12 protein-coding genes are annotated in these 12,539 nt (G+C 39.8%); 4 read left to right on the top strand and 8 right to left on the bottom strand.

Going from position 1 to position 12,539, the window contains the following annotated elements; all coding sequences use genetic code 11:
- Positions 1-114 precede the first annotated feature (114 nt).
- The 5 genes from yghU to EOK74_RS11105 form a co-directional block, all read right to left on the bottom strand.
- Positions 115-999, bottom strand: a complete 885-nt coding sequence (yghU, locus tag EOK74_RS11125) for a glutathione-dependent disulfide-bond oxidoreductase (RefSeq protein ID WP_133470084.1) — start codon at positions 997-999, stop codon at positions 115-117.
- 106 nt (positions 1,000-1,105) lie between these two features.
- Positions 1,106-3,292 carry a S9 family peptidase gene (locus tag EOK74_RS11120; protein ID WP_133470083.1) on the bottom strand — a complete coding sequence of 729 codons (2,187 nt, stop codon included), beginning with the start codon at positions 3,290-3,292 and terminating at the stop codon, positions 1,106-1,108.
- Between the two features lie 150 nt (positions 3,293-3,442).
- On the bottom strand, positions 3,443-3,703 hold the full coding sequence (locus tag EOK74_RS11115) for an EF-hand domain-containing protein (RefSeq protein ID WP_133470082.1): 261 nt from the start codon (positions 3,701-3,703) through the stop codon (positions 3,443-3,445).
- A gap of 106 nt (positions 3,704-3,809) precedes the next feature.
- Positions 3,810-4,829: an oxygen-dependent tRNA uridine(34) hydroxylase TrhO gene (gene trhO / locus EOK74_RS11110; protein WP_133470081.1), complete on the bottom strand. Its 1,020-nt coding sequence runs from the start codon at positions 4,827-4,829 to the stop codon at positions 3,810-3,812.
- 666 nt (positions 4,830-5,495) lie between these two features.
- Positions 5,496-5,771, bottom strand: coding sequence for a DUF1330 domain-containing protein (locus EOK74_RS11105; RefSeq protein ID WP_133470080.1), 276 nt, complete (start codon positions 5,769-5,771; stop codon positions 5,496-5,498).
- Positions 5,772-5,862: 91 nt separating this feature from the next.
- Between EOK74_RS11105 and EOK74_RS11100 the strand changes: the two genes are divergently transcribed.
- Positions 5,863-6,765: a LysR family transcriptional regulator gene (locus EOK74_RS11100; RefSeq protein WP_133470079.1), complete on the top strand. Its 903-nt coding sequence runs from the start codon at positions 5,863-5,865 to the stop codon at positions 6,763-6,765.
- A gap of 32 nt (positions 6,766-6,797) precedes the next feature.
- A complete protein-coding gene (locus EOK74_RS11095; RefSeq protein WP_239024091.1) occupies positions 6,798-7,370 on the top strand; it encodes a YdeI/OmpD-associated family protein in 573 nt (190 codons plus the stop codon).
- A 15-nt stretch (positions 7,371-7,385) separates the two neighbouring features.
- On the opposite strand, the gene EOK74_RS11090 is transcribed toward EOK74_RS11095, so the two are convergent.
- On the bottom strand, positions 7,386-7,901 hold the full coding sequence (locus tag EOK74_RS11090) for a hypothetical protein (protein WP_133470078.1): 516 nt from the start codon (positions 7,899-7,901) through the stop codon (positions 7,386-7,388).
- Between the two features lie 42 nt (positions 7,902-7,943).
- On the bottom strand, positions 7,944-8,258 hold the full coding sequence (locus tag EOK74_RS11085) for a DUF2834 domain-containing protein (RefSeq protein ID WP_133470077.1): 315 nt from the start codon (positions 8,256-8,258) through the stop codon (positions 7,944-7,946).
- 903 nt (positions 8,259-9,161) lie between these two features.
- Here EOK74_RS11085 and EOK74_RS11080 point away from each other — a divergent pair.
- Positions 9,162-10,901, top strand: coding sequence for a CocE/NonD family hydrolase (locus EOK74_RS11080; protein WP_166638756.1), 1,740 nt, complete (start codon positions 9,162-9,164; stop codon positions 10,899-10,901).
- Positions 10,902-10,946: 45 nt separating this feature from the next.
- On the top strand, positions 10,947-11,693 hold the full coding sequence (locus tag EOK74_RS11075; protein ID WP_205964631.1) for a hypothetical protein: 747 nt from the start codon (positions 10,947-10,949) through the stop codon (positions 11,691-11,693).
- A gap of 74 nt (positions 11,694-11,767) precedes the next feature.
- Here EOK74_RS11075 and EOK74_RS11070 read toward each other — a convergent pair whose 3' ends face one another.
- Positions 11,768-12,508, bottom strand: a complete 741-nt coding sequence (locus EOK74_RS11070) for a sulfotransferase-like domain-containing protein (protein WP_205964629.1) — start codon at positions 12,506-12,508, stop codon at positions 11,768-11,770.
- Between the last annotated feature and the right edge of the window lie 31 nt (positions 12,509-12,539).

The following is a 12,539-nucleotide window of genomic DNA, read 5'->3' as shown; positions in this document are numbered from 1 at the left end:
AGTCGCACCTCGACAGTGCGTAATTCAATCAAAATAGCAAAAGAGCTAAACTCAATAGAAAGGGAAAACAGAAATATTGCCTCAAAGGGTGAGGCAATTTTAGAAACAGCAAGCTTAAAGAGTTTTCACTCCTTCTCCGCCCATTTTATCTTGAGTTTTATTTTCAAAGTCACTAGCGTCATTACGTTGGTGCAGCTGGCCTGAAGGCTCACCCCAAGTGCGGTTTACCATTTTCCCTCTTTTTACAGCTGGCCTAGCATCAATTTGTTTAGCCCAGCGTAATACGTTAGTGTAACTTTCAACTTGTAAAAACTCAGCTGCCTCATAGAGTTTCCCTAACACTAACGCGCCATACCAAGCCCAAATAGCCATATCGGCTATGGTGTATTCATCACCACAGAAAAATTCGTTATCAGCTAATTGGCGGTCTAATACGTCTAATTGACGCTTAATTTCCATAGCATATCGATTAATTGGGTATTCGTACTTTTCTGGTGCATAAGCATAAAAATGCCCAAAACCACCACCTAACATAGGCGCGCTGCCCATTTGCCAAAACAACCAAGATAAGCACACAGGCTTTTTAGCTGGGTCACTTGGTAAAAAGGCATTAAATTTTTCAGCTAGATACAACAAGATAGCGCCAGACTCAAAAACACGAGTAGGTGGTGTAGTGCTATGATCCATTAAGGCAGGAATTTTGGAGTTAGGGTTGATTTCAACAAAATCACTCCCAAATTGCTCGCCTTCCATAATGTTGACTATATAAGCATCATATTCAGCTTCTTTGATTCCGGCTGCTAGTAACTCTTCTAACATCACAGTAACCTTAACGCCATTTGGCGTGGCCAACGAATGTAACTGCAATGGATGTTTGCCTACAGGTAAAGTTTTATCATGGGTAGCACCTGCTATAGGGCGATTGATATTGGCAAATTTACCGCCGCTACTAGTATCCCATGTCCAAACTTTAGGGGGGGTGTAACTTTTATCAGTCATAAAATTCTTATTCCTAATAGTGCTGTGAAGCAAACCTTGGTTTGCCACAGACTGTGGTTATTTTTATAATAGAACGATGACACCTTCGAATAATTCCATAAAAGCATTATTCTTTTATGCCATGTGCCAAAAGCGTGAATGCGTATTCTTCTGCGGAGTCTTTTAATTGTGCATATCGCCCTGTATTAGAAAAATGTCCCGCGCCCATATTTATTCGCATTACCAGTAAATTCTGATCGGTTTTAGTTGCTCTCAACTTAGCCGTCCATTTAGCAGGCTCCCAATAGGTCACTCTAGGGTCGTTTAAGCCACCAGTCACCAACATAGGAGGATAGGCTTTAGCCTCTATATTGTCGTAGGGCGAATAACTTTTAATATATTCAAAAGATGTTTTACTCTTAATTGGGTTACCCCATTCGCTCCACTCTGGCGGCGTTAAAGGTAAACTTGCATCTAGCATGGTATTTAATACATCAACAAAAGGCACTCCCAACTTAACCGAACGCCAAAGCTCAGGTGCTTGATTCACCACAGCACCCATTAATTCACCACCCGCACTGCGGCCGCTAATAGAGATATTTCCTTTGGCCACATAATTTTTGTCAATCAAAAACTGCGCTACATCCACAAAGTCATTAAAAGTGTTTTGTCGTTTAGTTAGCTTGCCATCTAAATACCACTGATACCCCATTTCATCACCGCCTCTGACGTGTGCAATAGCAAAAGCAAAGCCACGGTCGAGTAAACTTAATATGTTAGGTGCAAAGGTAGGCTCCATGCCTCTTGCATAAGCGCCATAACCATATAAATATATAGGTTGGCTAGCATCTTTTTTAAACCCCTTTTTGTAAACAATAGAAACGGGTACTTCAACTCCATCTCTACTTGGGGCCATTAATCTCTCGGTATAATACTGGGTCTTATCATAACCCGATGGTATGTTCATGGTTTTTCGAATAGATAAAATTTTACTTGCAATATCAAAGTCATAAACACTTTCTGGTGTAATCATAGACTCATAGGCAATACGCACATGTTGCTGATTAAATTCAGGATTAAGGTTTAACCCAACACTAGCGACTTTTTCAGGAAGCGGGATATCAAATGCAGGTTTATCGTTAGGCACAATACTTAAAGACTGAATACCTTTTACGCTGTTTGATACTGCTACAAAGTCTTTAAATACTTGAAGGTCTTTAAGGTATTTATCATCTGATCCTGCAATAAAATCTTGCCAGTTTTCATAACTAGGATTTGTATCGCTAACTTTAGAGATTTTGAAATTAGTATGAGTATCGTTACTTAATAGATAAAAGAAACCATTGCCGTGATCAACACTTAATCGAAAATTTTGTTTACGTTTACTCAAATATTGTGGGGCTTGGGTAAAATCATCAAGGTTAAACACTACAGATTCGGTTGCTGTCGAGTTGCTAGATTGAATAATGAGATACTCTTCACTACTTGATGAGTAAAAATATAAAAAATAAGCATCATCTTCTTCTGCAAATAACACCCGATCTTGTGATTGATTGTGGCCTAAAGTATGTAAGTTAACGCTTTTTACACGCCAGACTTCATCGTCTAACAATGAATAAATTAGCCCTGTATTATCTTTAGTAAATAAAACAGAGCCTTCAACATTAGTTAACCTATTCGCGACCTCTTGGCCGCTGGATATATCTAAGACTTTAACAGCGTGTCTTTCGCTTCCATCAGTATCATATGAATAAGCGAGTAATTGATTATTTGGACTGATTGCAATATCACCAAGAGAAAAATAATCAAAGTCGGTAGCAAGCAAGTTTTCATCTAAAATGATCTGTTCTTCTGAGCTATTAAGTGGTCGTCTTACCCATACTTTGTAATCTTCGCCCGCTCTAAAATACCAACGGTATTCAAAACCGTTTTTTTGCCAAGGTACAGAGGTTTCAGCATCGCTAATACGGCCCTTAAACTCTTCAACTAAACTGCTGACTAAGGCCTGATTCGGCTCTATGAATTTTGCATAATATTGATTTTCAGCTGTCAAATAATCAAGTACAGGCACATCATCTACGGTGGGATAGCCTTGGTCTTTTAACCAATGGTAGTCATCAGATAGTTCTATTCCATGGTATTCAGCTTTGAAAGCTTGTTGTTTTGCGATTGGTGCAGGTACTGCTAATTGAGTCAGTCGAGTATATGACTTTTGCTGATTTCTTTGTTCGGTCACTTTAGTGGGCTCACATGAGAGAAATAAGACGTTAATAACTGTGATTAATAACAACCATTTTAATGGGCGATGAAACATAATTTTATATCCTTATAAATTGTTCAGTTTGTCTATGAAACTGGTTGTTTAAAAACAGCTCGAACTTACTTTACGCCATTCATAAAAAAAGCCCAAACAACAAAGTTTGAGCTTTTAGCAATTCTTAAAATTGTTTCACTAAAATTTAATTTAGTATTCCCACCACGACTGTTGCCACCATTCTAAGAACTCTTCAAAATCGATAGACCCGTCGTGGTTCTTATCAATTAAGTTAAAGCCTTCTTCTACATGGCTTGCTTTAGTTTTAGGTGATAAAACCGTTAATAACTCAATAAACTCTTTTAAGCCTATTTCACCATTACCGTCAGCATCAAAAAAATCAAACTCTTTACGGGCTTCTGCAATTTTTTCTGGTGCAAGTGGTTGTTCAGATTCTGTATTTAAAGACATAATTTCTTCAACTTTTAATTCAATGGCTTAAGTCTAACGCTTATCACGAGCTAGTGTCTATGCACTAATGTAAACAAGGTGCAAAAAAGGTAATTAAATCACCCTTTTAACCGTTACTTTTCCCCATAGCAGTGCGCTGGGCACGGCGCGCGGCACCTTTTTGTTGTCGTCTTAACTTAATAGCTTTGCGAGCTTCGGTACCTAAATGCTCTTCTTTACGCTCACGAGCAAGGTTAACTTGCTTTTCACGCTCTTTAAATCGCGCTAATTGTTCTTCACTATGAGTACCAAAACATTTAGGGCAACTTACCCCAGATTCAAATTGCTCACTTTGCTTATCTTCTTCGGTAATAGGTAAACGACAGGCATAACATTGGTCGTAATCACTTTTTTCTAAATCATGATTAACTGCCACACGGTTATCAAATACAAAGCAGTCACCTTCCCACATGGTGTCTGCTTTAGGGATATCTTCTAGATACTTAAGAATGCCACCTTCAAGGTGATACACCTCTTCAAACCCTTGCTCTTTCATATAAGCAGTGGACTTTTCACAGCGAATACCGCCAGTACAGAACATAGCTACCTTTTTATTTTTAGCAGGATCTAAATTATCTTTTACATACTTGGGAAATTCGCGAAACGACTCAGTATTAGGATTCACTGCGTGTTTAAAAGTGCCAATTTCAATCTCATAATCGTTACGGGTATCAATTAACAATACGTCTGGATCTGAAATCAAATCATTCCAATCAGCAGGTTTAACGTAAGTACCTACTGTCTTGCGGGGATCTATACCTTCAACGCCCATAGTCACGATTTCTTTCTTTAACTTTACTTTAGTTCGGTGAAACGGCTGGGTTTCATCTAAAGACTCTTTCACAGAGATGGGGTTTAAGCGTTCATCGGCATTTAGCCAAGCAAGTAAAGCATCAATAGTGTCACGGGTACCCGAAACGGTACCATTTATGCCCTCTTCGGCGAGTAGCAAAGTACCTTTGATGTTTTGAGACTCCATGAACTGAAGTAAGGGCTGGCGCAACTCTTTGTAGTTTTCAAGAGAAACGAATTTATATAGCGCACATACAACGTATTTTGCATGTGCTGAATTAGCTTGTTCAGACATAATATTACCTGCGGTTTGGGGCGTAATCCCAGAGCAAAAAATTAGGGTGCGGATGGTAGCTAATCTTTGTTTTTTGGTCAATGACCTAAGTCAATAACTAAGGGGTTATGTGGCTGCGCCGCTGGTTGTATGCGCTTTGCTTATTAAGCATCGCTGCGTGCACTAAGTATGCGTTTCACTTATTAGGGTTAGCCAAATTCACGTCCCTGATGATCGTCACCCAATCTCAACATCTCGATAAGTGCTCCTGCTTTATTCTACCTTCCTACATCCATGTAGGTCGCAAGATGAGCTGCTCAAGCTGGCGGAGCTACGCTCCTAAATGCTCAGCTTTCACCCTTGCTCGAACACTCAACAAGCCAAATATTTAATTGAGCTGAAATTTGATCGGAGCGCGGCCTCTTTCTGGTTACTCTTTCTTGGCTGTTGAAGAAAGAGTCACTAGCTCTCACGGATGTGAGTTAAAAACTGCATGGATGCAGGTGAGCAAAGCGAATGCTTGATGAACGTAGTGAATAATCTTAGTGCGAAGCATAAAGTAAGCACAGCGCATGCACAGTTCACGCAGTGAATGCCATTAGTCGCGAAGCGATGCCCTATAAGCAAAGCTTATAAAGTGGCGCAGCCATAGATAGCACAAGCGCCAGCTTATAACTCCCCCTCCGATTACACCAAATGAAATTGGCTGTCCATTCCTGTATTTCTGAGTGGAATGATTGCTTGATAAGCATCACTTGAGTACCAGTCTCGAGCGCTTTGTTTATCTGGAAATTCAATGACAGCTTTCATGCCGTAAGGCGCATCTCCATGCAAGCTTTCAATGGGACCTTTAGCAATAAATTGCCCTCCGTAAGTTTCTAATGTTTTGGCCGCTAATTGGCTGTATTGGGCAATAATCGCTTTATCAATTAGGGTTAAATCAACTATGACTAATGTTTTCATTTTGTTATCTCTTTAGGTATTCGGTTGACACACCTTAACTTCACGCATAAAAATGAACAATATCCACAAAATAAACACATAGTTTAAAAATATGGACAACATAAAACTCGCACCATTAATTTTGATCTTTGTTGAAGTAGCCAAAAAAGAGTCGTTTACCGCTGCGGCAAAAAAGCTGGGCTTGAGTAAATCAGCTGTTAGCCAACAAATAAAACGCTTAGAAGAAGCAACAGGACAGCAGTTACTCATACGTAACACTAGAGGTTTAGTGCTAACCTCTGTGGGTAAGGCTTTATTGGCAAGAAGCGAGCTGCTAAGCCAACAGCTTAGCCTTACCTTAACAGAGTTAAGTAGTGCAAAAGCACAGCCATCTGGAAGCTTTAAAGTAGCTGTGCCGCCATTTTTTGAGAAGGGTTTTGTGGTGCCTGCTTTAAGGCAGTTATGTTTGGAGTTTCCGCTGCTAACCCCCGAAATAGTTGTATCTGGAACCTGGTTAGACTTAATTGAGCATAATTTAGATGCCACTATTTTTGGTGGACACCTTCAAGACTCAAATTATAGAGCCTTGTCTATCGGAAAAGTATCTGAAATATTTTGTGCGTCTCGTCGGTATATAAAAGAACAAGGTGAACTTACTAAAATTGAAAATCTGCCAGAACACAAGTTTATCGCGACAGCTTGGCAACATGATGAACTGCAGCTATTTGATAACGCACTAAACAATAAACACTTAGTAAAGGTTACTCATAGTGCAAAAGTGAATACCCTAATGACAGCGCTAGAGTTAGTGTTAAATGATATGGGCGTCGCATTGTTACCCGAATTTTTAGTGCAGCAACATCTGGCAGAGGGCTCTATAGAGCGAGTAATACCAGATACCAGAGGCAGAGCTTGGCATTTCTACTTTTTACACAAGTACCAAGGTGAAAAACCCATACATCTCACACGGTTTTATGAATTGTTTCGCTACTATTTTGCAAAATCCAATATATAAACAATAGTCTAATTTCAAAAGGAGCGACTGTAGTGCCAACACCTACACCATCAAAGATAATGACATTTGCTACACCAGAAGCACTTAACACATGGCTTTGGCAAAACTACGCCACCGAAACTGAGCTATGGGTTAAAATATTCAAAAAACACACTAAAGTGCAAAGTGTCACCTGGAATGATGTAGTAGTAGAAGCCTTATGCTGGGGTTGGATTGACGGCATCAAAAAATCACTTGATGATCAAACCTATCTGCAACGTATCACCCCAAGATTGCCGCGAAGCAATTGGTCTAAAAGAAACACTGAGCATGTTGAACATTTAATAGCGACAGGGCGCATGATGGAGCCTGGGCTGATTCATGTTCGAACAGCGAAAGCAGATGGCCGTTGGGATGAGGCCTATGTGGTCAGTAAAATGGAAATACCCGAAGATTTTATAGCCGCACTAGATACGCAGCCTAATGCAAAGAGCTTTTACGACACCCTTAATAAATCACATCGAAATACCATTGCCTACGGCCTAACAAGTGCCAAAAAGCCAGAAACTAGGCAAAGGCGCTTTACAAAATTCATCACTATGCTGACTAACAAAGAGAAGCCTTAATAAAATAACATTCACTTACTTTACCGCACACACTATATTATTAATATCGTTAACTTGTTCTAAAAAGCCCACATAAAGATGTTTAAACTCGTTTGAAAGTGTAACCTGTGTCCGCATCACGTCTCGCAGTCTATTTCCGTCAACGTGGGGCTCGCGATGCCGATTAACTAAATGTTGTTGCAAAAGCTCATCATATAGAGGGTTATTGCTAGCTAACTCGGTTTCATCCGCAGCATCTAACTGTAGCCAACTAGCCACTTTTAAATGAGTTTGTAATTTTTCTGGAGTCTCATTTAATAATGAAGTAACCGCCATTAACCGCTTTTGGGTTAATACCAATTGATCGTTCAAATAAAGTTCAGCAACGTCTCTAAGGTCTGCATGATTTGTAACGATCATATCTGTTAAACCTTTTTGCCAGTTATCTTGCGCGGCGACATAGTTTTCATACTTTGTAAGCAAACAAGCCTTATCAAATGCCACTGCTGAAAACGACAAAAGAAAACAAGTAATAAAAATTAGATAGCTCATAAACCCTTAAACAACACTTTTCAAATGTATTGGTGATTACGCTTAATTATAATTTTTCGCGGTCGACTTGGCATACAAATAGGCAGGTAGTGCACAACTTAACCCTACAGTAAGATTTATCGCAATAAACAAAAAAGGCTTAGGATTAGAAGAATGTTTTGATTCTTTAAACATAAATAACCAAAACACAAAAGAACTAATAAGCAGGTCAGCACTAAAGCCTCCAGCCGCACCATTTACAAATAGTGACTCTACGAATAAAGGAATATTTAGACCTTCTGATTGTATAAATTGGAAAAAATACAAGTAGGGAATAACGCCCCCTAGTATGGCTAATAAAAGATACACATTTCTCATTGTGAACTCCCCCTTTAACGAGACTGTTGAAAAAGTCTCAGCCTTAAAATTAATTGTACAGTATGCAAAAATACATCAAAAAGTGCACTGTTAACTGAAATTTGAAGGGTTTTATCGAACTTACAACAACTTACAAAGACAGTCATTCTATGCACCTATACAACTTGTATGGAAGCGACTCTACTAATCCAAACATAAAAAACGCCAGTGCAAATTGGTAATACTTGGCTTCAACTGTCGGATCCAAAATAACTCTTCGTCTATAAGTCCTGTAATCACAAAACGCTCCCCGTTTGATTTGGTAATAGTGCCGTAAGTATAATTTTCAGAGGGGAGTTTTTATTGGCTCCTCATGTAGAAACCATGACTCTGGATAAATACAAAATATTATATTTTCACTCACCACTGAAACTATCTTAAAAACAATGACATAAACTAAACCCTGTTTATTTTTGATAATACTTATTTCCAATTAAAAACAGCAAAAAGTAACAAGTGTTAAAACATGTATTATAACTGTTTGTTTAAACAGCATAATAATCACTGCTAGATAAACTGATGGGCTTTAGCCCAAACTACATTTGTTCACGAAGTGAAAGCCTAATCGCATAGCGATGCTTTTGACTTACCCGCGACTCCAAGTTCTCCAAGCAACGCAGACACATAAAGAATAAATGACAAGCGACCGCCAATGATGGCCGAAGGTAGGGTAACGTATGGCGCTGTTCTCGAGATAACGGTGAACGAAGTGAATAATATTAATAAGCAAAGCCCATGTTTAAAAGCTTAGCTTTGCAGCTATTAGCACTCGCCCTAGTTTACTTAAAATTAATAAAGCAGTAGTGTTGATGTATCCACGACATTCATTCTAATAAAAATAAAACATGTGAGGATTTTATGAGTATGCGACAACTAGTTATTGGGCTAATAATCACGTTATCATTATCGTCAATGAGCCACGGACAGAGTTTTCCAGGTTATGAACAAGGCTTCCCTGATACCCTTAAAACCCTATATCATGTACCTGTCACCATGCGCGATGGGGTAAACCTTACCACTGATATTTATTTACCTACCGCAGATGGCAAGTACCCCACCCTACTCATACGCGACATGTATACCAATGGCTCAAGCGCGGGTAGACAAAAATATGCCAAATTTGCGACTAATAACGGCTATGCCTTGGTGTTTCAATCTGTTCGTGGCAGGTATGACTCAGAAGGTAAATGGTACCCTTATTTTCAAGAAATAAACGATGGTGATGACACCCTTACTTGGATTGCAAAGCAGTCTTGGTCTGATGGTAAAGTAGGTATGTTTGGCTCGTCGTACCTTGCATCAGTGCAGTGGTTGGCAGCTATCAATAAAAACCCAGCGTTGGTGGCCATTGCGCCGGCGGTTAGCCCGGGTAATTATTACCGAGATGTGGCTTATCCAGGCGGTGCGTTCTCTCTATTATCTCGAGCTAGTTGGGGTATAGGGTTAGCGGGCAGCAGAACCAATATGTCGTTTCCTATTGATTGGGTCAATGGTATTAGCCACTTACCTTTAGAGAACTTGGCCGAAAATGTTGGTTTTAAGGTCCCTCACTTTCAAGATTGGCTTAACCATCCTTCTTACGATGATTATTGGAAACCTTTAAATTTAGAAGCCCGTGCCACAGAAATGGCTGTACCCGCGCTCAATATTGGCGGTTGGTTTGATGTATTTTTACGCAGCACCATAGGCAGTTACCAAACGATGACAGAGCAATCGGCCTCTGCCACTTCTAGAAATGGTCAGCGTTTAATTATTGGACCATGGTCACACGGCTGGAACAAGTCTTCAAAACTAGGTGATGTAGAGTTTGGTGAAACCTCTCTGATTGATACACCCGACATGTTAGTCGAATGGTTTGACTACTGGATGAAAGGCAGTGATGCCAATTCAAATTTGGTATCGGGCAAGGCCCCAGTACGGATATTTATTATGGGTGAAAACGTATGGCGCGACGAACAAGAGTGGCCATTAGCCAGAACCGAGTACCGCCCCTATTACTTACATGCCGATAAGTCACTTTCTGATAAAGCCCCTACCGCAACATCAGGCGCCCTTAACTATGATTATGATCCGGCCGATCCAGTTCCCACCCTTGGCGGCAATATTATGATGCCTAAATTACGGGGCCCGTACGATCAAAAACTCCTTGATGGCCGTAAAGATATTCTTAGATTTGTGACAGAGCCTTTTACTAAAGCTACAGAGTTTACCGGCCCAATTAGTGCTGAAATTTATGCATCAAGCAGTGCCCCCGACACAGACTTTATGGCAAAACTCATAATCGTTAAGCCTGACGGCACTGCCTTTAATTTAGTTGATGGGGTGATTAGAGCTCGTTACAGAGAAGGCTTTGATACTCCTAAATTAATCGAACCTGGAAAGGTCTATAAGTATGAAATCGACATGTGGGCCAGCAGTTATATGTTATCACCCGGTGACCGTATTCGTATTGATGTCACTAGCAGTAATTACCCAAGGTTGGCCCGAAACCTTAATACTGGGGCTGACTTTGCAAAAACCTCTAAGATGAAGGTCGCCAATCAAACCATACACATGAGCAAACAATACCCTTCTAAAATTGTATTACCTATGATCCCAAATTAGCACGATCGAACAAGCAGTCTGGTGATTAAGTTTCAAGGAGTCGCGGTGACAAGGTTTAGTCTAGTTATATCCCTTTTGGTATTCGGTTGTTCAACAGTTCCTAAACCTTCAAACACCGAGTTAGGAATAGCATTTACTGCTATAGAAAATGGATTCTTAATTTATAAAGGAGTCATTACAAGAGATGCAAATGAAAGGGCTTTCAAAACGTATAGCAAAGCCCAAATAAAACCACATACATTATTAATATCGAGCTCTGGAGGAGACATAAACCTTGGAATTGCACTTGGAAATTGGGTAAAAGAGAATGGGCTTAACGTAGAAGTTAAAGATTTTTGCGCCTCATCTTGTGCAAATTATGTTTTTCCAGCAGGACGCCTCAAATACTTAAGTAAAGACTCTGTATTAATTTGGCACGGAAGTGCATGGCAAACTCATTGGGATATTGATGATGGAGACAAAGCACGTTTTCAGCAGTCTATTCAATCAATGAGGGTAAAAGAGACAGAGTTTTTTGCCAAAATATTAGTGGATAACATTCTTCCAGTTTACGGACAAAGTAAATTCAACCTATGGGATAAAGTACTATCCTGGATTGGTTTAGGCCCAATAGGCTTTGACTATTCAATATCAGACTTAGAAAACCTTGGAATAACGGGTATAAATCTCAAAGATAGTGAGTGGAACTGGAGAGCTTATAAACCGAATAAAAAACACTTAGTCAGGCGATTTTCTTTAACTGACGATTACAGGTTCACAATCAATCGATTCGTGTCAAAAACAGATTATTAAATACTCACGTTTCAATGACAGTGAGCTTGCAAACCAGAAGAAATCATTGAAGTAATAATTACTGTGGAATAACTTCAAATTTCCGAATTTGGCAATCTTATACGTAGTTTTTCCAATTTTTCGTAATAAGGTTGTACCGCTGCTACCACATCTAGTTGCTGTTTATTCAGCGTCAAGTTTGGCTGCACATAAGGGGCAAACCCTGTAGATTTCTCGACACTGTGATACCAATGTGTTGCCCATACCCCGTCGCTGTTTCTAGGGCCTTTTGGCCACGCTAGCATCCCTTTATCAAAGGGTATCGCTAACGCCTTACACACTTCAGCCAAAATATATTTAGGGTTTTTAAGCACATCATTTGAGTCAATAACAGGAATACTCTGCCCAGTAATTTGTGTTATCTCATCGTACAGCTTTGCTTGTCTGACAATTCCTATATCTTGGGTACTGCATTGCCCCATGCTGTTTGTGTATGAATTTACTACTTGAGCGGGGTCGCGAATTAAAAAGCAGTGTTTGAGGGTTTTGGTCCACCCTAAATCAACATCATCTAGCATATGGTGGGTCATATGTTTTTGGTATTGAAACTGAGTTTTACAGTCACCTTCGGTTAATTGTTTAACAACCTTTTTGTAATCAGTACTTTGCTCAGCGAGAATATCCTCAAAACATGGGTGTGGGCTTTGGGTTTGTTGTAAATAATATCCATAAAAAGGTTCATCGATCACTTCGCAGTCACTACGGTTTTCCCAACTGCGCATCATAGCGGTGGAGATGTTACGAGGGCCAGACCACATGGCGATTCGGATTGTCATAGTTATTACTCTCTTTAAAGGTTAGTTTTTT

This window comes from Paraglaciecola marina, assembly GCF_004360155.1.
In the GTDB taxonomy this organism is placed as follows: Bacteria; Pseudomonadota; Gammaproteobacteria; order Enterobacterales; family Alteromonadaceae; genus Paraglaciecola; species Paraglaciecola marina.
This window is presented reverse-complemented; position numbering and strand designations above follow the sequence as displayed.

Excerpts from the sequence above, each read along its gene's own strand:
- EOK74_RS11100 (WP_133470079.1), top strand. The coding sequence starts at position 5,863 with ATGGACAACATAAAACTCGCACCATTAATTTTGATCTTTGTTGAAGTA.
- trhO (WP_133470081.1), bottom strand. The coding sequence starts at position 4,829 with ATGTCTGAACAAGCTAATTCAGCACATGCAAAATACGTTGTATGTGCG.
- yghU (WP_133470084.1), bottom strand. The coding sequence starts at position 999 with ATGACTGATAAAAGTTACACCCCCCCTAAAGTTTGGACATGGGATACT.
- EOK74_RS11080 (WP_166638756.1), top strand. The coding sequence starts at position 9,162 with ATGCGACAACTAGTTATTGGGCTAATAATCACGTTATCATTATCGTCA.
- EOK74_RS11070 (WP_205964629.1), bottom strand. The coding sequence starts at position 12,508 with ATGACAATCCGAATCGCCATGTGGTCTGGCCCTCGTAACATCTCCACC.
- EOK74_RS11085 (WP_133470077.1), bottom strand. The coding sequence starts at position 8,258 with ATGAGAAATGTGTATCTTTTATTAGCCATACTAGGGGGCGTTATTCCC.
- EOK74_RS11115 (WP_133470082.1), bottom strand. The coding sequence starts at position 3,703 with ATGTCTTTAAATACAGAATCTGAACAACCACTTGCACCAGAAAAAATT.
- EOK74_RS11105 (WP_133470080.1), bottom strand. The coding sequence starts at position 5,771 with ATGAAAACATTAGTCATAGTTGATTTAACCCTAATTGATAAAGCGATT.
- EOK74_RS11120 (WP_133470083.1), bottom strand. The coding sequence starts at position 3,292 with ATGTTTCATCGCCCATTAAAATGGTTGTTATTAATCACAGTTATTAAC.
- EOK74_RS11090 (WP_133470078.1), bottom strand. The coding sequence starts at position 7,901 with ATGAGCTATCTAATTTTTATTACTTGTTTTCTTTTGTCGTTTTCAGCA.